Annotated in this window: 17 protein-coding genes and 1 pseudogene; 10 read left to right on the top strand and 8 right to left on the bottom strand. The window is 69.0% G+C overall.

Annotated elements, in window-relative coordinates; genetic code table 11:
• The first annotated feature begins 14 nt into the window (after positions 1-14).
• Positions 15-920, top strand: coding sequence for an SGNH/GDSL hydrolase family protein (locus tag TBIF_RS23270; RefSeq protein ID WP_024794434.1), 906 nt, complete (start codon positions 15-17; stop codon positions 918-920).
• Between the two features lie 575 nt (positions 921-1,495).
• Here TBIF_RS23270 and TBIF_RS08665 read toward each other — a convergent pair.
• Positions 1,496-3,613: an oxidoreductase gene (locus tag TBIF_RS08665; protein ID WP_024794433.1), complete on the bottom strand. Its 2,118-nt coding sequence runs from the start codon at positions 3,611-3,613 to the stop codon at positions 1,496-1,498.
• 124 nt (positions 3,614-3,737) lie between these two features.
• On the opposite strand from TBIF_RS08665, the gene TBIF_RS08660 reads away from it, so the two are divergent.
• From TBIF_RS08660 to TBIF_RS26605, 4 genes are all read left to right on the top strand, one after another.
• Entirely contained in the window at positions 3,738-5,213 is a 1,476-nt protein-coding gene (locus tag TBIF_RS08660) for a DUF2252 domain-containing protein (RefSeq protein WP_235174599.1), read from the top strand.
• A gap of 23 nt (positions 5,214-5,236) precedes the next feature.
• Entirely contained in the window at positions 5,237-6,859 is a 1,623-nt protein-coding gene (locus TBIF_RS08655) for an MFS transporter (protein ID WP_024794431.1), read from the top strand.
• Positions 6,860-7,117: 258 nt separating this feature from the next.
• Positions 7,118-7,903 (top strand): metal-dependent hydrolase, encoded by a 786-nt coding sequence (locus tag TBIF_RS08650; RefSeq protein WP_024794430.1) that lies wholly within the window; start codon positions 7,118-7,120, stop codon positions 7,901-7,903.
• 123 nt (positions 7,904-8,026) lie between these two features.
• Positions 8,027-8,167, top strand: a complete 141-nt coding sequence (locus tag TBIF_RS26605; protein ID WP_084611620.1) for a nucleotidyltransferase domain-containing protein — start codon at positions 8,027-8,029, stop codon at positions 8,165-8,167.
• Between the two features lie 99 nt (positions 8,168-8,266).
• Here the strand turns inward: TBIF_RS26605 and TBIF_RS08645 are convergent, their stop codons facing one another.
• The 3 genes from TBIF_RS08645 to pruA all read right to left on the bottom strand — a co-directional run bounded on the left by TBIF_RS08645 (position 8,267) and on the right by pruA (position 11,888).
• A complete protein-coding gene (locus tag TBIF_RS08645; RefSeq protein WP_038170460.1) occupies positions 8,267-9,133 on the bottom strand; it encodes a DUF559 domain-containing protein in 867 nt (288 codons plus the stop codon).
• Between the two features lie 176 nt (positions 9,134-9,309).
• Positions 9,310-10,251, bottom strand: coding sequence for a proline dehydrogenase family protein (locus TBIF_RS08640; protein WP_024794428.1), 942 nt, complete (start codon positions 10,249-10,251; stop codon positions 9,310-9,312).
• A gap of 2 nt (positions 10,252-10,253) precedes the next feature.
• Positions 10,254-11,888 carry an L-glutamate gamma-semialdehyde dehydrogenase gene (gene pruA / locus TBIF_RS08635; RefSeq protein ID WP_024794427.1) on the bottom strand — a complete coding sequence of 545 codons (1,635 nt, stop codon included), beginning with the start codon at positions 11,886-11,888 and terminating at the stop codon, positions 10,254-10,256.
• Between the two features lie 268 nt (positions 11,889-12,156).
• Between pruA and TBIF_RS23265 the strand changes: the two are divergent.
• From TBIF_RS23265 to TBIF_RS08620, 3 genes and pseudogenes are all read left to right on the top strand, one after another.
• A pseudogene (locus TBIF_RS23265) lies at positions 12,157-12,639 on the top strand (hypothetical protein); the annotation flags it as partial.
• A 41-nt stretch (positions 12,640-12,680) separates the two neighbouring features.
• The gene (locus TBIF_RS08625; RefSeq protein ID WP_148302208.1) at positions 12,681-12,869 is read left to right on the top strand and encodes a hypothetical protein; all 189 of its coding nucleotides are present in this window, start codon (positions 12,681-12,683) and stop codon (positions 12,867-12,869) included.
• Position 12,870: 1 nt separating this feature from the next.
• Positions 12,871-13,302: a phosphatase domain-containing protein gene (locus TBIF_RS08620; RefSeq protein ID WP_024794424.1), complete on the top strand. Its 432-nt coding sequence runs from the start codon at positions 12,871-12,873 to the stop codon at positions 13,300-13,302.
• On the opposite strand, the gene TBIF_RS24435 is transcribed toward TBIF_RS08620, so the two are convergent.
• On the bottom strand, positions 13,299-14,123 hold the full coding sequence (locus TBIF_RS24435; RefSeq protein ID WP_024794423.1) for a carbonic anhydrase: 825 nt from the start codon (positions 14,121-14,123) through the stop codon (positions 13,299-13,301). The two genes, TBIF_RS08620 and TBIF_RS24435, sit on opposite strands and share 4 nt — an antisense overlap.
• Before the next feature lie 83 nt (positions 14,124-14,206).
• Here TBIF_RS24435 and TBIF_RS08610 point away from each other — a divergent pair, with 83 nt between their 5' ends.
• Positions 14,207-15,019 carry an acyl-CoA thioesterase gene (locus TBIF_RS08610; protein ID WP_024794422.1) on the top strand — a complete coding sequence of 271 codons (813 nt, stop codon included), beginning with the start codon at positions 14,207-14,209 and terminating at the stop codon, positions 15,017-15,019.
• Here TBIF_RS08610 and TBIF_RS08605 read toward each other — a convergent pair.
• The 3 genes from TBIF_RS08605 to TBIF_RS23255 all read right to left on the bottom strand — a co-directional run bounded on the left by TBIF_RS08605 (position 15,009) and on the right by TBIF_RS23255 (position 18,043).
• A complete protein-coding gene (locus TBIF_RS08605) occupies positions 15,009-15,503 on the bottom strand; it encodes a GNAT family N-acetyltransferase (protein WP_038170494.1) in 495 nt (164 codons plus the stop codon). The genes TBIF_RS08610 and TBIF_RS08605 overlap by 11 nt on opposite strands.
• 84 nt (positions 15,504-15,587) lie before the next feature.
• Entirely contained in the window at positions 15,588-17,264 is a 1,677-nt protein-coding gene (locus TBIF_RS08600) for a flavin monoamine oxidase family protein (protein ID WP_024794420.1), read from the bottom strand.
• The gene (locus tag TBIF_RS23255; protein ID WP_038170458.1) at positions 17,261-18,043 is read right to left on the bottom strand and encodes a carbon-nitrogen hydrolase family protein; all 783 of its coding nucleotides are present in this window, start codon (positions 18,041-18,043) and stop codon (positions 17,261-17,263) included. The genes TBIF_RS08600 and TBIF_RS23255 overlap by 4 nt, the downstream gene beginning before the upstream one ends.
• Positions 18,044-18,112: 69 nt before the next feature.
• Here TBIF_RS23255 and speB point away from each other — a divergent pair, with 69 nt between their 5' ends.
• On the top strand, positions 18,113-19,039 hold the full coding sequence (gene speB, locus TBIF_RS08590) for an agmatinase (RefSeq protein ID WP_038170455.1): 927 nt from the start codon (positions 18,113-18,115) through the stop codon (positions 19,037-19,039).
• Positions 19,040-19,056 lie beyond the last annotated feature (17 nt).

The following is a 19,056-nucleotide window of genomic DNA, read 5'->3' as shown; positions in this document are numbered from 1 at the left end:
GCTTGGAGACTCACATGCAGCCACGGCGCGTTCGATCCGCGATCCTCACGGCGGCCCTCGTGGTGGTGGGGGCGGCGCTTGTGGCCTCGCCCGCCGCGGCGGAGCAGCCCGCGACCTACTACGTGTCGATGGGGGACTCGCTGGCCGCCGGCTATCAGCCCGCCGGGAACGCGCGGATCTCCTATACCGACAAGATCTATGCGGCGCTCAAGGCCGGCGAGCCGGGCCTGGTGCACATCAATTTCGGCTGTGATGGCGAGACCAGCGTGACGATGGTCAACGGCGGTAAATGCACCTATGAGGGCGCGGCCAGCCAGCTCGACGCCGCAGCCCAGTTCGTGGGAGCTCATCGCGGCGAGGTCAAGTACGTCACCAATAATATCGGCGCGAACGACATCTACCGCTGTGTCTCCGGGAGCACGCCCGATATCGGCTGCATCGTCACCAACCTCGCGGCGATCCAGAGCAACCTCGCCACCGTCGATTCCGGCCTGCGCGATGCGGGCGGGAACGACGCGGTCTACGTCGGGATGACGTACTACAACCCGATGCTGGCGTCCTGGCTCAAGGGCGGGACCAGCCGGGTGATCGCGGCGGGCACCACGGCCGCGAACAACATCCTCACCCAGACCATCGCCCTGACCAACTCGGCCAACGGCTGGAAGACGGCCGATGTGTCGGAGGCCTTCTCCAACAATGACTTCACCCAGGTCGATCTGCCCGGAGTGGGCGCGGTGCCGAAGAATGTCGCGCAGGTCTGCACCTGGACCTGGATGTGCAAGCTCGGCGACATCCACGCGAACGACGCCGGCCACCAGGTCATCGCGGACACGTTCCTGCCGCTGCTGACCACCGATGCGCCGGGCGGCGCCGCGGGCTCGCTGGGCTCCTTTGGGGCCTTGGGCGCGTTGGTCGGCTAGCTTCCCGCGGCCACCGCGACGGACTTCGCGGACGATGAAGTGCCTGTTGCCGAATTCAATAGGCCGTTTCGCGGTCGCACTCGTCGGAGTGCAGTGCCGCGGATAGCCTTGCCGCGGGCCTACGTTGCGCGGGCGGATAACGCCCGTACCCTCTGTGGCAGCCTCAGTGTGAGTCACCGCACTACCCCGAGGGGGCCCAATCGGGAGCATCGGGCACCGAAAACCCCCGGTGAACGAGCCTCGAATCCGGTGCTGCGGGAAAAGCCCAGGTGGCGCGAGTGGTGACGGCCGGTCAGCCTTCACCAACGGGGGGATTCAGGCCGTTCCGCCACAACAATCGCAGGTCAGGTGCCCGCTGGTGAAAATCCTGACCACGCCATCGGACCGTTTGCCCAGGTGGCAGCGAACGGGGGCCGTCTCTGACCGCACGAGCGGGCAGAACCCGATCGCCATCACCTAAATTCCCGGCCAAACTGGCGTCAGGTGCCCCCGGAACGTAGGGGTCGGCAACAGCCTCTGAAGCGGCCGCGAACGTCCGTCTCGCCCGAGAAATGGGGACGAGGCGAGGATGGGGCCTACAGCTTGGTGGCGACCGCCCAGGCTGTGTGGATCGCGCCCTCGATGTAGTCGACCTCGGTGGCGTCGCCCACGACGTGCACCTCGGCGACCTTGCCGTCGAGCTGGTCCGCAAGCGGGGCGGCGGCGGAGACGCCGGAGGCCACCACCACCATGTCGGCGCGCGTGGACAGCGTCTTGCCGCCCACCTCGAACTCGACGTAGTCCGTGGTGATCCGCTGCAGCGTCGCGTGCCGGTGGATGATCACGCCCTTCTCGCCGGCGTGGCGCACGGCGGTCCAGCGGCGCGGCATCGCCATCGGCACGCCGAGCTGCTGGCCCTCCTCGAGCAGGGTCACGTGGCGGCCGCGGTCAGCGAGGAACTCCGCGAGCTCCAAGCCCACCAGCGAGCCGCCGACCACCACGACGTTCTTGCCCATCGGCAGGAACTTGCGGGTGATCTGGCGAATCGCGGTGGCGCTCTTGGTGATTCCGGACAACTTGCCGAGCTTGCCCATCGTGCGCAGGAACAGCGGCACCTGGGAGACATCGCCGGAGCCGGTCATCAGCGCGCGCAGCGTGTCGCCGGTGTGCACGTGCGGCAGGTCCGCGCCGGGCACGTGCGGCAACTCGCGCACCGCGCCGGTCGCGACCACCACGACATCCGGGGACAGCGCCTGGATCGAGGCCACCGTGGCCTCGGTCTTGAGCCGGATGTCGACGCCGAGGCGCTTGGTCTCGCTGGCCAGCCAGCGCAGCAGGCGACCGTTGTCTGGGGTGGTCAGCGACGAGAACCACAGCGTGCCGCCGAGGCGGTCGGAGGAGTCCAGCACGGTGACGCGGTGCCCGCGCTCGGCGGACACCCGCGCGACCTCGAGCCCGGCCGGGCCCGCGCCGACGACCACGATGTGGCGCGTGGTGCGGGTCGGCAGGAGGGGCAGCAGCGTCTCGTTGCCGAGCGCCGGGTTCACGGCGCAGAGCGGGGTGGCGTCCCAGAAGTTCTCCTGAACGCACACATAGCAGTTGATGCATGGGCGGACCTGCTCCGGCGTGCCGGCCTTGAGCTTGACCACCAGGTCCGGGTCCGCGAGCAGTTGGCGGCCCATCGCCGCGAAGTCCGCCTGGCCCGCGGCGATCGCCTTCTCGCCGATCTCGGGCAGGACCCGTCCGACCGCGATCACCGGGATCGACACGGCCGCCTTCACCGCGGCGGACAGCTCGATGTATGCGCCGAGCTTGTCGGGCAGCGGCCCGTCGGTGAAGTTGGAGAACGGGTTTCGGCCCCACCCGGTCACATGGATGGCGTCGGCGCCCGCGGCCTGGAACAGCGTGGCCGCGCCCGCGGCCTCCTCGGTGCTCAGGCCGTCGTCCTCGCCGTACTCCTTGCCAGCGACGCGGACGATGATCGCGACGGACCCGCCCACCTCCTCCTTGACCGCGGCGATGACCCGGCAGGTCAGCTTCGCGCGGTTGGCGAGGGAGCCGCCGTACTCGTCGGTGCGCTTGTTGTCGGCGCGGCTGAGGAACGCGCCGAGGATGTAGCCGTGCGCCACGTGGATCTCGACGGCGTCGCCGCCCGCGGCCTTGACCCGGCCGGCGGCCTCGGCGAAGCAGCGGACCAGCCAGTCCAGGTCATCGTGGTCGGCCTCGTGGAAGGTCGCCGTCTTGCCTGCCGTGACAGCGCCCATCTTCTGCAGCTCTGCGGGGGTGTTGTCCGCCATCGCCGACATGTCGGGCGTCACCCGGGGCGCGGACGGGACCATCAGGGGGATGTCGTTGAGCGTGTCGACCCGCGCGACCTTGCCGTGGTGCGTCATCTGCACGCAGAGCTTGCTGCCCGCGGCGTGCACGGCGTCCGCCAGGGCCTTGAGGCCGGGGATGAACCGGTCCTCCGACAGGCCCGGCTCCTTGGTGCTGGCCGCGCCCTGGGGGTAGGCCACGGCGCAGCAGCCGGTGATGATCAGGCCCGTGCCGCCGGCCGCACGCGCCACAAAGTGGTCGATATCGCCCTGCTCGATCTCGCCGTCCTCGCACATGTTCATATCCATGGCGGGCAGCACTACTCGGTTGTCAAGCGACATCGGGCCGATGACGCCTGGCGAGAGCAGGTGCGGGTACTTCTGGCTGCGGGTCTTCACGCGCTGAACGCTATTTCGCAGGGTCCTTGTGATGGGGCCGTCTCCCGGTCATTGGGATCTGCGCCGTGGAGCCATCCGCGAAATGTCCGCCGGGGGGTATCCCTTGCGCCGCGCCGGTGGGAGGATGGGTGTCGGAATGGAGGTGTCCGCGATGGAGATTTCCGGCACGGACCAGTCCAGGGTAGGCCGCGAGCGCCGGGGTGCGGCGGAGCGGCGAGAGAGGCCGCCGGCGGCGCTCTCCGAGCACGGCCTTGACGGCAGGGGCTCGGGGGTGAAGGGCTCGACCGGTCGGCCGGATCCCGTCGCGCTGCTGGAGGAGCAGGCGAGAAACCGGGTCCCCGAGCTGGTGCCGGTACGCCACGGACGCATGGCGGCCACGCCGTTCTCGTTCTACCGCGGCGCGGCGGCGGTGATGGCGAGCGATTTGTCCCGCGCGCCCGCCACGGGGCTGCGCGTGCAGCTGTGCGGGGACGCGCACCTGAGCAACTTTGGCATCTTCGCCACCCCGGAGCGCAAGCTGGCCTTCGACGTCAACGACTTCGACGAGACCCATCCCGGGCCGTTCGAGTGGGACGTCAAAAGGCTCGCGGCCAGCCTGGCGATCGCGGCGCAGGCGTGCGGGTTCGGAGATAAGAAGCGCAGGAAGATCACGAGGGCGTGCGCCGCCGAGTATCGCGAGACCATGGCGCGCCAGGCTCGGCTGGGGACCCTGGCGGCCTGCTACGCGCACATCGAGGCGGCAAAGGATCTCAAGGCGCTGCGCAGCGAGCTGGACTCGGCGATCACCAAACGCACGCGCGCGGCGCTGCGGAAGGCGGAGGGCCGCAACAACATCCAGGCGCTCGCGAAGCTGACGACGATGGTCGACGGTCAGCGACGCATCGTCAGCGATCCGCCGTTGCTGGTGCCCCTCGAGGAGCTGTACGGCGGCGCGGACTTGGCGGCGCCGTACCGGCTCCTGGGCGGGTGGCTGGACACCTACGCGCGGACGCTGCAGTCCGACCGCCGCGAGCTCCTCGGGCAGTTCCGGCTGGCGCAGTTCGCGCGGAAGGTGGTCGGGGTGGGGAGCGTCGGCACCCGCACCTGGATTGCCCTGATGCTGGGGTCCGACGCCGATGACCCACTATTCTTGCAGGTCAAAGAGGCGGTGCCGTCGGTGCTGGCGGGCTACGTCGACGGTGCCGGCTTGTCCGGCGGGGGTGGGTTCGCCAGCGAGGGGGAGCGCGTCGTGCACGGCCAGCGGCTCACGCAGGTCGCCAGCGACATCTTCCTTGGCTGGGCGCGCGGGCCGGGCATGGACGGCGTCGAGCGCGATTTCTACGTCCGTCAACTGCGCGACGGCAAGGGCTCCGCGATGGTCGAGACCATGTCGCCGGAGCTGATGAGGTGGTACGGGCGGCTGTGCGGCCGAGCCCTGGCGTACGGCCATGCCCGCTCGGGGGATCGGATCGCGATCGCCGCGTATCTGGGCTCGGATGCCGAGTTCGACCATGCGATGGCGGACTTCGCGGAGGGCTATGCGAGGCAGAACACCCGCGACCACGCCGCGATGACGGCGGCGATCGCGGCTGGCCGCATCGAGGCTCGCGCCGGGATCTGAGGAGTCGCTATGAGCGCTGAGAGGTGACCGCCCAGGGCGGTCGGGCGGCGGTCGGGGGAGCCGGCCTGGTGCTGACGGCGCTCGCGTCGGGCCAGTTCCTGATGACGCTGGACAGCTCCGTGATGAACGTGTCCATGGCCTCCGTGGCCGCGGACCTCGGTACCACGATCACCGGAGTCCAGACCGCCATCACCCTGTACACGCTGGTCATGGCGACGATGATGATCACCGGCGGAAAGGTGGGCACCATCCTGGGCCGGCGGCGCGCGTTCGCGATCGGCCTTGTCGTCTACGGCGCCGGCTCGTTCACCACGGCGCTGGCGCCCAACCTGGCGGTGCTGCTGATCGGGTGGTCGCTGCTGGAGGGGCTCGGCGCCGCCTTGATCATGCCGGCGATCGTCGCGCTGGTGGCGGCGAATTTCCCGCCTGAGCGCCGCGCCGCGGCCTACGGGCTGGTGGCCGCGGCGGGCGCGATGGCCGTGGCCGCGGGCCCGCTGATCGGCGGCGCGGTGACCACGTTCGCGTCGTGGCGGTACGTCTTCGCCGGCGAGGTCGTCATCGTCGCCGTCATCTTGCTTATGCTGCGCAAGATCGCGGACGTGCCGCCGTCGAGGGTCCACCTGGACCTCGTCGGGTCGGCGCTGTCCGTGCTGAGCCTGGGCATGCTGGTCTTCGGCGTCCTGCGTTCGAGCGAGTGGGGTTGGGTCCAGCCCAAGCCGGGCGGTGCGGAAATCCTGGGACTCTCGCCGGTGGTGTGGCTGCTGCTGGCGGGCCTGCTGGTGCTGTATGGGTTCCTGCGGTGGGAGTCCCACCTCACCGAGACCGGCGGCGAGCCCTTGGTCGACGTCCGGCTGCTGCGGAACCGGCAGCTCGCCGGCGGGCTCAGCATGTTCTTCGCCCAGTTCACCGTCCAGGCGGGCGTGTTCTTCGCGGTGCCGCTGTTTTTATCGGTGGTGCTCGAGCTCAGCGCGCTGCAGACCGGGCTCCGCCTCGTCCCGCTGTCCGTCGCGCTGCTGCTGGCCGCCGCGGGGATCCCCAAACTCTGGCCGCAGGCCAACCCTCGCCGCGTCGTCCGGCTGGGTCTGGCGTCGATGGTCGTGGGCATCCTGATCCTGGTCGCCGGGATGACGCCCGCCGCCAACGCCGCCGTCGTCGCCGTCCCGATGCTGCTGGTGGGCCTGGGGCTCGGCGCGTTGGCCTCCCAGCTCGGCGCGGTCACGGTCTCTGCGGTGCCGGACTCGAAGAGCCCCGAGGTCGGCGGGCTGCAGAACACCGCGACCAACCTTGGGGCGTCGCTGGGCACCGCGCTGATCGGGTCGGTGCTCATCGCGACGCTGAGCGCCTCGATTATCGCGGGAATCCAAGCCAACCCCGCCGTGCCCGACTCCGTGAAACAGCAGGCCACCACCGAGCTGGCCGCCGGCGTGCCGTTCCTGTCCGACACCCAGCTGGAGGACGGCCTGGCGGGCGCCTCGGTCACCGGCCAGCAGGCCGACGAGATCGTCGCACTCAACTCCCAGGCCCGGGTCGACGCGCTGCGCGCCGCGTTCGCGGTGGCCGCAGGCCTGGGGATCATGGCGATGTTCTTCACCGGCCTCGTGCCCCGTGCGCCCGTCGGCGCGGTTGACGAGCAGGACACGGGCTAGTCGCCTTCGACAGTGCGGGGCGGATCCAGGTCCTGCCCGCGTCAGACATTCATGGTTTCATGACCCGAACATGCTTGCTGTAGCATTACATTTTCACAGCGTGTTTCTTGATCTGCTTGTCTTGCAACAGCTTTCAGTTTATGGCTGCCAGCCTGGACTCGGGCATGCCAGGGACGGCGGGCTCCAACGCTCAGAGGTATCGAAGTTCATCTGCGCGGAGCCCATTGCGGCCGCGCACAACCGGAAGGACCGCCAGCGATGGTGATGGGGCCGACGCATGCGATGAGCGGTGCCGCAATTGGTTTGGCGATGGCGGCCACGCTGCCGCCGGAGTGGGGCGGCCCGACGTCGATCGCCGGGGCATTCGTCTTTGCCGGAGTGACTGCGGGCGCCGCGTTGCTCCCTGACCTCGACAGCCCGCAGGCCACAATCGCCCGCAGTTTCGGCCCGGCTAGCCAGGTGCTGGCGCATGTGACGGAGAACGCAGCCCGGGCGGTGTACTCGGCGACTCGCACGAAACGGGACTCCCGCAAGGAGAACGGGCACCGAACGGCGACCCACACGATCTTGTTCGCGGTGCTCGCCGGCCTGGCCACTGGCGGTCTGGTTGCGGCGTTCGGGATGACTGCGTCGGTCGGGATCTTGTTCGTGATGCTCGGTCTCGCGCTACGGGGGCTGTTCCCGAGGTGGGCGAAGAAGAATGGCTGGCTCATCGTGACTGGAGCATCCGCCATCCTGGCGTGGGGGACGTGGAGGCTGCTGCCGGAGTCTGCAAGCGCGATCGCCCTGGGTGCTTCGGTAACCGTTGGGGTGTTAGCCCATCTCCTGGGTGACGTGATCACCAAGCGGGGAGTGCCCATGTTGGCCCCGTTGGTCAAAATCAGTGGGAAACGCTGGTACGACGTCCGTCCGCCGGAGATTCTGCGCATCAGGGCATCCGGCCCGTTCGACAAGCTCCTGCTCACCGCCTGCACGGTCGCAGTTGTCGTGCTCACCTACTTGATCGTTTTCGACCCCGCGAGGATTGGGGTCGCCTGGGCGTAGCCTCCTGCCGAGGTGGCTGTGCCCAAACGTTCTGTAGACAGCCAACGTCTGCGGAGAATCCGCGCCATGCGTCGATATGAGCTCCAGCAAGTCTTCGCGTAATACGCGGCATCGGAGGTCAAGATATTCGGGTCGGTCGTGCGTGGTGACGCTGGGGCCACTAGCGACATCGACGCGATGGTAACCATCGAGGCCCGACCGCAACGACTGGCTGGCGGTCAACCAGGTCACGCTGATCCAGGGCGGACGATGTCCGGCGCATAACCGAGCACACCGGCAGATAAGGATTTCGCAACAACCCTCCACTATCGACCCCTAGGTTGCCGATTATCGGCATTCGGGGTGGTGAGAGTGGAGGGTTTTTCACTTCCTGCGATCGCGGGCCCGCCGACGGCGCTTGCGCACCTGCGTCTTGATCTCGAGCGCGATCTGGTCGGTCCGCTCGAACACGTCGTCCGCCGAGTAGCGCAGCACCAGCCAATCCGCGATAACGATGGCGTTCTGCCTGCGACGATCGTGTGTGAAGACCTCGCGCTCGCTGTGGAACCCGCGGCCGTCGATCTCCACCACCAGACGCGCCTCCTGGTCGACCAGGTCGCCCGCATAGCCGAGCACCGGGTTGTTGGGCTCAAGGCGGCATCCGATCCTCGCGAGGGTCCTGCCGAGCAGCCGCTCTGGTTCCGAGGCCCAGCGCTGGGCTGCGGTGGCGACGACCGCCCGAGCCACCGCCATGCCCGCGCGGTCCACCGAGCACAAGCTGATCAGGTCCTCGCGTTGCTGGTCAAACCGGGTGTGCTCGTCCACCAGCCTCTCGGCATCGGCGCGCGGGAGCAGGTGCAGCGAGTCCAGGATGGCCCGCTCTCGGCACACCACTGGCAGCATCTGTGCCCACGAGCACTCCGCCGGCGATAGATCTCGCCGGTAGAGCCTCGCCCAGTCCGGCGGGCTGGCCCGCACCACGGACGGCACCGTCACCTCGATGTGCGGTGGCTCCGGCAGCAGCCCCCACAGCCAGGCGGCGGTGCGGTGGCTGAGCACCGCGTCCGCCCGCCACAAGCTCACCGCACGGCATTTGTCCAGCGCTGTCGGCGGGCCGAGGCAGTAGATACCCGGCATGAGCCGCTGATAGGCCCCGCTCCGGCAATGGTTCGCGATGGTCGTGTCCTTCATCCCCGCGGCATGTAGTTGGGCGCGGGTCCACACCCGCGTTCCGCCCGGCTCTTCCCCCATACTGTGAGACTGCCAGGCTGGGTGGTCCGGACGACCCAGGAAATCGCGTCTCTGGGGATAACTCTCGGGCCTGTGTACAACCTCGTACGCTGCGGAGATGCCGAAAATTACGGTCCATCAGGAGCCTCGACGGAGACAAAAGGGAACTCCCGCACCGAACAACAGGCGGCAGCACCTCAGCGATGGCCTTTCTCCAGCGCCCGCAGCAAGAACCCAAGGTTCGCGGGCCGCTCGGCCAACCGTCTCATGAAATAGCCGTACCACTGTGCGCCGTAGGGCAGGTAGATGCGCACTGGGTAGCCCTCGCCGGCCAGCCGCAGCTGCTCCTCAGTGCGGATGCCGTACAGCATCTGGAACTCGTATTCGGTTGTCGGCCGGCCAGTCTCGGAGGCCAGGCGCAGAGCGGCGCGCAGCATCGACGGATCGTGCGAGGCCACCATCGGATATCCGGCGCCGCGCATGAGGATCGCGAGGCAGCGCAGGTAGGAGTCGGCGACGGCAGCGCGCCCTTGGAAGGCCACGGCCGCCGGCTCGGCATACGCACCCTTGCACAGGCGCACCCGTGTGCCGGACAGGTCTCGGCAGTCCGCCTCCGTGCGGTGCAGATAGGCCTGCAGGACCGTCCCCACGGTGGGGAAGTCGGCGCGCAGGTCGCGGATGACCGACAGTGCGGTGTCCGTGCTGGCGTGGCCCTCGGCGTCGACGCTGACCCAGGCGCCCACGATCTCCGCCGCGGCGCAGACGGCGCGGGCGTTCTCCAGCGCCAGGGCCGGGCCGTTGGGCAACCCCAGCCCCAACGCGGACAGTTTCACGGAAACCTCGATCTTTGGGACCGGGCCGTGGGATCGGGGCAGCACGGACAATAGCGCGCGGTAGTGCGCGACGGTGTCCGCGGCGGAGGCGGCATCGACCGTGTCCTCGCCGAGGTAGTCGATGCTGGCCAGCCGCCCGGAGTCGAGGAGCGCGGTGGCGGCCAAGGCGGCGTCGGCCTCGGTCTCCCCGGCCACGAAGCGGCGCACAAGGCTTCGCGTCGCGGGCATCGTTGAGATGGTCCGTTCGAGCCTGGGGGAGCGCGCGGCCGCCAGCATCGCGGGCCGCAGCGCGTCGAAGAGGGCCATTATCAGCCCTGGTGCGGGTAGCGGTGCTCGATCGGCGGCACGAACGTCTCCTTGACCGTGCGTGCTGACGTCCAGCGCAGGAGATTCTGCCGTGACCCGGCCTTGTCGTTGGTGCCCGATGCCCGGCCGCCGCCGAATGGCTGCTGGCCCACGACCGCGCCGGTCGGCTTGTCGTTGATGTACAGGTTGCCAGCGGCGTGGCGAAGCCCCTTGGCAGCCTGGGCGATCGCGGCGCGGTCGTCGGCGAAGACCGCACCGGTCAGCGCGTACCGCGAGCCCGAGTCGACCGTGTGGATCGCGGTGGCGAACGAGCCGGGCACCGCATCGTCATAGACGTGGATAGCCAGGATGGGGCCGAAATACTCGGTGCGGAAGGCCTCGTCGCCGGGGTCCTCGCCGAGCAGGATGGTGGGCTCGACGAAATAGCCGACCACGTCGTCGCACTTTCCGCCGACGGCGACCTTCAGGTTGTTCGCCGACTGTGCTCGGGCCAGTGCCGCGGCGTTGCGGTCGAAGGACGCGCGGTCGATCACGGCCCCGCCGAAATGCGAGAAGTCCGCGACATCGCCGTAGGATAGTTGCGAGGTCTTGGCCAACAAGTCCTCGCCCATGCGCGCCCACACCGAGGACGGGATGAATGCCCGCGAGGCGGCCGAGCACTTCTGGCCTTGGTAGTCGAATGCGCCGCGGATCAGGGCGGCTGTCAGCGCCTCGGGGTCGGCGGAGCTGTGCGCCAGGATGAAGTCCTTGCCGCCGGTCTCGCCGACGAGTCGCGGATACGTGTGGTACTTGTCGATTCTGGCGCCGACCTGGCGCCACAGGTGCTGGAAGGTGGCAGTGGAGCCGGTGAAGTGGATGCCGGCCAGACGAGGGTCGGCCAGCAGCACGTCGGAGATCTCGGGGCCGGGCCCGTGCAGCAGGTTGATGACCCCGGCGGGCAGGCCCGCGGCCTCGAGCAGCCGCATCGTCCAATAGGCGGCTACGGATTGGGTGGGCGAGGGCTTCCACACCACGGTGTTGCCCAGCAGCGCCGGGGCCGTCGGCAGGTTGCCGGCGATCGCGGTGAAGTTGAACGGGGTGATCGCGTAGACGAAGCCCTCCAGGGGGCGGTAGTCCAGCGTGTTGCGCACGCCCGGGGAGGACAGCGGCTGGTCCTCGAGGATCTGGTGGGCGAAGCGGACGTTGAACCGCCAGAAGTCGATCAGCTCGCACGCCGCATCGATCTCCGCCTGATAGGCGGTCTTCGACTGGCCCAGCATCGTGGCGGCCAGCAGCGTCTCGCGCCAGGGTCCGGACAGCAGGTCCGCGGCGCGTAGGAACACCGCGGCCCTGTCCTCGAACGACATCGCGGCCCAGTCGCGCGCGGCGTCGGTCGCCGCGTCTGCCGCGTCTTGCGCGTCGCGCGCCGTGGCCTCATTGAATGAGCCCAGCGCGGTCTGGTGGTGGTGGGGCAGGACCACGTTGACGAGGCGGCCATCGCCGCGGCGGTGGCGCCCGCCGATGACGTGGCAGATCTCTGTGGGATCCGCGCCGAACTGGCTCAGCTCCGCCTGCATCCGGTGCCGCTCGGGGCTGCCGGGGGCGTAGGAGCGCACGGGCTCGTTGACGGGTGTGGCGATGGCGGTGATGGCATCCATGAGAACCCCCACGTGTGGTAGCGGCGACTACCACCAGTCAACACCGGAATTCTGGGTTGGCAAGAGCGGCGCTGCCGACCGGGGACGGTGAAGGAGAGCGGGGAGTGGAGAGCGGAGAGCGGCTCCTATGGCGGCGGCCAGGTTTGGGCCGGCCGCCTCCGGGGTACGCCGAGGGGAAGTCGCGGCCCAAAGGCCGCCGCTAGCGAGGCGTGCCAGCGTTTCGAGCAAGCGGTCTATCCCGTGAGGGCCTCGATGGGCGCTCGTAGCCGCCGGAACTGTGAGGGACAGAAAAATGAACACTGGAGTAATCATCGCCATCGTTGTGGCTGTCGTTGTACTGATTGTTGTGATCGGCTTGCTGGCGCGGGTTGCCGCGATGAAGCAGCGGCAGGCTCGTCACCAGCAAGCTGAGGATCTGCGCCTCCAAGCCGCCGAGCGGGAGGCCGAGATCGGCAAACAGGAGGCGGGCGCTGCCGAGGCGCAGGCGGGGGCTCGCAAGCAACGTGCCGCGGCGGATGAGGAGGCTGCGCGAGCTAGGCGGGTGGAGGCCGAGGCGGCCGGGCATAGCCATGCTGCCCGCCGGGTGCGGGAGGAGCAGGAGGAGCATCTCCGCCGGGCAGACGAGCTAGATCCCGAGGTGCAGGGCGACGCTCGGAGCGGTGGCAGCCGGAGCGGTGATGACACGGCCCTTCCCCCGCAACATACCCGGCATCCGGAGATCGATGAGGACCCGCGGCACCGGATCGAGTGAAGGGCGGGGTGCTTTCCTTCCTGGGAGTAAAGGGGATAGCCATGGAAAACTGGGAGCAGAATGAACCTACGGGCGTGATGCACGATCCGGTTTCGGGGAAGGACTCGCTGACCGAGGTCGTCGATGAGATGGATGAACGAGTTAAAGCGTCGCTGCGGTCTGCGGGGGCGGCCGGGAACACAGAGGAGAAGGTGGCGGTGGTAGATCCTGACGACCGGGCTTCCGATTGACGTGGCGCGCGGGTCTGAGCAGTCGGCGTGGATAGTCGACATCGATGGAACGCTGGCGCTGATGGGCGAGCGGGGGCCGTTCGACTGGCACCGGGTCGGCGAGGACCGGCCGCATCTGCCGGTGATCATCGCCGTGCAGGCGCTGGCGGCGCATCCCGGAGTCGACGCGATCCTCGCGGTGTCCGGGCGCGACGGCTCCTCCCGCGGGCAGACGGTGCAGTGGCTCGACGCGCAGGGCGTGCCGTTCGACGAGTTGCACATGCGCGAACCCGGCGACTTCCGGCCCGACGAGGTCGTCAAGGAGGCGCTCTACCGTGAGCGCATCGAGGGCCGCTTCCGGGTGCTCGGGGTGCTGGACGACCGCGACAAGGTTGTGGCGATGTGGCGGAGCATCGGCCTGGTGTGCTTCCAGGTGGCGCCCGGCGACTTCTAGAGCGAGAGCGAGCGTGCCGAGTTGGTGACGAGCGCGATCAGCTCCGCGTCGTCCTTCGGCGCCATCGCCAGACCGTCCATCCAGCCGGCGGCCCGGCGCACGCCCACCGTGCGCGTCGCGAGTTTGTAGACGCCGAATGCGCAGGGGCGTTTGATCTCCCGCTCCAGCACCAGGGCGGTCAACGCGGTGTTCGCAAACGTCGTGAGGGTCACCAGCCGCGCCCGGTAGTCGGGGGAGCGTGCGGCGTCGGGGCCGTGCGCGTGCAGCAGGGCTCGCTCGGCGAAGTGCACGCCGGCGAGCAGGGAGTCGATGATGCCCCGCAGCGGAGCGTCCGAGGCGATCTCGAGGTACCGCTCGGGATGGAGCATCGCGTCGACGGCGGCGGAGTTCGCCCCGCACCGCGAGTGGCCAACCACGGCGAACACCCGCACGCTCGGCAGATGGCTCGCGGCGTAGTGCATGCTGCCGCGGCAGTCAGAGCCGGGCACGTTGCCGGCGACCCGCACCACGAAGAGGTCGTTGGTGGCGCAGCCGAGGGTGAGCTCGATGGGCACGCGGGCGTCGCTGCAGCTGAGCACCGCGGCGAAGGGTTGCTGGTCGAGCACCCCGTCTGGGTCGTCCTCGGGCGGGTAGCCGAACGCCTCGCGGTCCACCCGTAGCTGGAGGGGCTCTTGCCCGAGGCGGGAGAACCCGTGGGAGCCCTTGTTCAGTACCGCGATCGCTTCCTCAGGCGTGGTCGGCTGGGCGGCGCGGGCGGCGCCAGGGTTCTCGGTCCACAGGATCTGGAGGGGACTTGGGCGCTCAGCGGGGGAAGCGGGCATTGGGACAGACTATGCGGCGGTACCGTATCTTGGACGGCGAACCCTATAAGTAATCGATTGATAGCTAGAGCTGTGAGGGCCAGATGACCATGCACCCGTTCGATGACGCAATCTCCTTGGCGGACAAGGGCGGCAGCCGCTTCGCCGGCCGCACCACACCGGCATTCGCGAACATGGTCGGCCCATTCGGGGGCTCCACCGCGGCGGCGCTGCTGCAGGCCGTCCTCCAGCACCCCGACCGGCAGGGCGACCCGCTGGCGCTGACCGTCAACTTCGGCGGCGCGATCGCGTATGGCGATTTCGAGGTGGTCGCGAAGCCTGCGCGCACGAACCGGTCCAATCAGCACTGGACCATGGAGATCATCCAGAACGGCGAGGTCACCACGACCGCCACGGCGATCTGCGGCGTCCGGCGCGAGTCCTTCGACTCCACCGAGCTCGGCTTCCCCGCCGTGCCGGCGCCCGGCGACGTCGAGGAGCAGCACCTGCCGGAGTTCATCGCGTGGGCGCAGAACTACGAGATGCGCTTCACCGAGGGCGGCTTGGACCCCGCCAATCCCAACCCCAGCGAGAGCGCGAGCTCGCGGTCCACCCTCTGGATCCGCGAGACCCCGGCTCGGGCTGTCGACTTCACGGCGCTGACTGCCATCTGTGACAGCTTCTATCCGCGGGTCTACCTGCGCAAAGGCGCGATGATGCCCGCCAGCACCGTCACCTTCACGGTGTACTTCCACGCAGACGAGGCGATGCTGGCGCGGCAGGGCGACGACTACCTGTTGGGGTCAGCCCGCGCGCAGCGCTTCGGCAACGGGTATTTCGACCAGGTCGGCGAGGTGTGGAGCCGCGACGGCGAGCTGCTCGCCACGACCCATCAGCTGGTCTACTTTAAGGGCTAAGAGTCAGCTGCATGATTGTCAGGTCGAGGAACCGACCGAACTTCTTGCCCACCCCGGGCAGGAGGCCGGCCACCTCGAACCCGACCTTGCGGTGCAGTGCGATGGAGTTCTCGTTCGAGGACTCGATGTAGGCGACGACCACGTGCCGGCCGTCGGCCTTCGCGCGCGCGACGAGCTCCGTCATCAGTGCCTTCGCCACCCCCTTGCGGTGGTGGTCCACGTGCACGTAGACGGAGTTCTCCACCGTGTGGCGGTACGCGTTCTTCGGCCGCCAGGGGCCATAGCTGGCGAAGCCGACGACCACGCCGTCCTCGTCGGCGGTCAGGACTGGGTAGCCGTTGTCGGCCCGCCAGTCCAGCCACTCCTGGCGGTCCTCGAGGGTGCTCGGCTCCTCATACCAGTTCGCGGTGGTGTTGAGGACGGCCTCGTTGTGGATCTCGAGGATGGCGGGCAAGTCCCCGGGGACGGCGTCGCGGATCAGGATGCTCACCGCTCTATCCTGCACCCCCGGCGGCTCCAGCGAGATGTGAACCCGCACGCGGCCCGGGAAACGGGTGTCGGGGTCGACTCAGAGGATGTCGGGCAACCGGATCGGCGCGAACTCGGCGAAGCGGTCGCCGGGGCCGAGATTGTCCGGATCGCAGACGCCGCCGAAGTGGTGCTGCACGCCCCACACCGCGTTGAGCGCCGACTGCACCGCGCCCTCCGCCCAGGCGGCGGTCCAGGAGATGTCATCGCCGGCCAAGAAGATCCCGCGGTGCGCGTCGGGCATCTGGTCCTGCATGAAATGGCCGAACAGCTGCTCTTGATAGCGGTAGTGGCCGGGCAGGTTGGCCTTGAACGCGCCCATGAAATTTCGCTCCATCTCCCACGACACGGTGATGGGGGAGGCGATGATGTGGCTGCGGATGTCCACCCCGGGGTAGATCTCGCCGAGGGAGTGCAGCATCAGGTCCATGCGCTCGGTGGCGGAGAGCGGCAGGAGTTTGAGGGAGTCGTCAGCCCACGTGTAGGACAGGCAGATCACTGCGGGGCGATCGGGGCCGTCGTCGAAAAGGTAGGTGCCGCGGCTCATCCGGTCGGTCAGCGTGATGCTCATGGTGTCGCGGCCGGTCGCGGGGTCCTGGTCGCGCCAGAAAGGGCGGTCGACTAGCACGAAGACCTTGCTCGAGCCCATGTAGTGGGTGCGTTCGATCGAGGTCCACAGCGCGCTGGAGAAGAGGGACTCATCGCACTCGATGTTGTTGAGCAACAACCAGATCGGTGCGGCGTAGACCACGGCGGGATAGGTGCGGATGGCCCCGGCCGCATCGGTGACGGTGATCCCGGAGTGGGTGCGGCGCAGCGCGGTGACACCGGGCCGGGGCGAGCCGGCATGCAGGGCCTGCAGCGAGGTGCCGGCCGGCCAACCGGCGAGGGCGTCGGGCTGGTGCGACCACAGGCGGAGCGGGAGCTGCTGGCAGCCGCCGATGACCAGGTGCTGGTCCTCATCCGCGCCGGTGGCGACGATGCGCAGCACCTCCAGGATCGAGTTGGGGAAGTCGGTGTCCCAACCGCCGGTGCCGAACCCCACCTGCCCGAACAGCTCTCGGTCCGCGAAGGACCGGAAGTGGGGGGAGTCGGCAAGGAAGTGATAGAAGGTGTGGTCGTCGAGCCGCCTGACGAGGTCGTTCCAGATCGCCTTGATGCGCAGCGGATCTCGGGCGCGCAGGGCCGATGTGAGCGCGCCCAGGTTCGCGCCGTCTTCGAGGGCTTGGCCCCAGGCCTGGGCGACGAGACGGAACTCCGGCGGCAGATCGTCGAGGTTCCGCGCATAGAGCGGGTTGCCTTTGAGATCGATCACGGTGCTGGGAGTGTCGGTTGCGAGGGGGTTGGCGAAGGGCCGGGTGGGCAGGCCCATTGCGGCGAGGTAGCTGTGCAAGGTGGTGGAGGACAAGGGGAATCGCATTGCGCCGAGCTCGGCGACGGTCCCTGGGAAGCCCTCGAACTCCGCTGAGCGCATCCGGCCGCCGATTTGCTCCGGCTCGTAGACCACTGGGCGCAGGCCCATCCGCATCAGCTCGTACGCCGTGATTATTCCGGCCAGGCCGCCGCCGACAACCGCCACCTCCGTGCCGAACGCGGACGCCGGCACGGAGCCCAGCCCGGCGGGGCTGAGGCGGTAGTCGTCATAGGGGAATGGGAAATCCGGGCCGATCATCGACAGCGCCCGACGGCCAGGTTCCGGGCTCACGGGCGTGGTCACTGCGGATACAGATCTGTGCGGCGGTCGGCGAGATACGGATAGCGTGCGCGGGACCGCGCGGCCTGCGCCGGGTCGAGCTCCGAGAAGAGCAGCACTGGCTGCTCGCCGGCACGGGCCAGCACGGCGCCGTCGGGCGCGACGATGCAGCTGCGGCCGCAATACTCGACGTCGCCCTCGGACCCGACCCGGTTGGCGTATGTGATGAAGATTTGGTTCTCGATGGCCCGTGCGGGGATCAGGGTCTCGGCCACCTGCGCGAACGGGTGCATCAGACCCGTCGGCACGATCAGCCAGTCGGTGCCCGCCACCGCGTGCGCGCGGGCGGTTTCGGGGAACTCGACGTCGTAGCAAGTGAGCAGTCCACATCGCAGGCCGTCGAGTTCGAACTGCGCCAGCAGCACCTCGCCGGGTGTGAAGGCGTCCCGGTCCAGCTCGCCGAATAGATGCGTTTTGCGGTAGTGGGCGAGTCCGCGGCCGTCTTTGTCGATCGCCGCGGTGGCGTTGTAGAGGCGGTCGCCGTCCCGCTCTGGGTAGCCGAAGACGATGGCGATGCCGTGGGCTGCGGCCATTGCGGCGACCGACCGGGCTATCGGCCCGTCGCGCGGCTCGGCCCTCTCGGTGAGGAGGGGGCCGATGTTGTAGCCGGTGGCGGACATCTCCGGGCAGACGAGGATGCGCGCGCCGCGGCGGGCTGCGGCGGCGGCGGCGTCGTCGATGGCGGCCAGGTTCGCGGCCACGGACGAGGTGCGCTCCGGTCCCTGCAACAGTGCCGTCAGCATTCTGATCACCGCCTTGCTCCCACCTTAGGCGCGGCATACTGGCAGCAGGCTGCGATTGAGGAGGCTCTCATGCAGGGACCACCGGATGCGACAAAGATTCCGCGGTTCGCCGGACCGGAGACGTTCGCCCGGCTGCCGCGATGGGATGAGGTTGACCACGCGGACATCGCGATTCTGGGCGTCCCCTTCGACTCTGGCGTGAGCTATCGGCCGGGAGCGCGCTTTGGCCCCGCTCATATTCGGGCGTCCTCGAAGTTGTTGCGGCCGTACAACCCGGCCCTGGGAGTCTCGCCGTTCGAGGCCAGGCAGGTGGCCGATGCCGGCGACCTCGCGGTCAACCCCTTCGACATCCCGGCGGCGCTCCAGGCCATCGAGGCCGGGGTGACGGCGCTGCGTCAGCGGGGCGCGCGGGTGCTCACCCTCGGCGGGGACCACACGATCGCGCTGCCGATCCTGCGGGCGCTGGCGCGGGAGTCCGGCCCCATCGCGGTGCTGCACTTCGACGCGCACCTGGACACCTGGGACACCTATTTTGGTGCGCCGTTCACGCACGGCACCCCGTTCCGGCGGGCCAGCGAGGAGGGGCTGATCGATCTGGCCCGATCTCTGCACATCGGGGTCCGGGGGCCGCTGTACGGGGCGCAAGACCTGGAGGACGATGCGGCACTGGGCTTTCAGGTGATCCGCGCCGACGTCTACAACGACGGCATCGCCGGGGTGGTCGCGGCGATGCGCCGCCGGCTGGGCGATGGTCCGGTGTACGTCTCGGTGGACATCGACGTGCTGGACCCCGCGCATGCGCCCGGCACCGGCACCCCGGAGGCGGGTGGGCTCACCTCGCGCGAGCTGCTCGGGACTCTGCGGGCACTGGCCGGGGCGGAGCTGCTGGGCGCGGACATCGTCGAGGTGGCCCCGGCGTACGACCACGCGGAGATCACCGGCGTCGCCGCGGCGCATGTGGCCTATGAGCTGTTGTCGGTGATGGCCCTCGCCTGAGCTTGGCTGTGTGCGGG

The sequence above is a fragment of the Tomitella biformata AHU 1821 genome, assembly GCF_000524475.1.
GTDB classification, from domain to species: domain Bacteria; phylum Actinomycetota; class Actinomycetes; order Mycobacteriales; family Mycobacteriaceae; genus Tomitella; species Tomitella biformata.
This window is presented reverse-complemented; position numbering and strand designations above follow the sequence as displayed.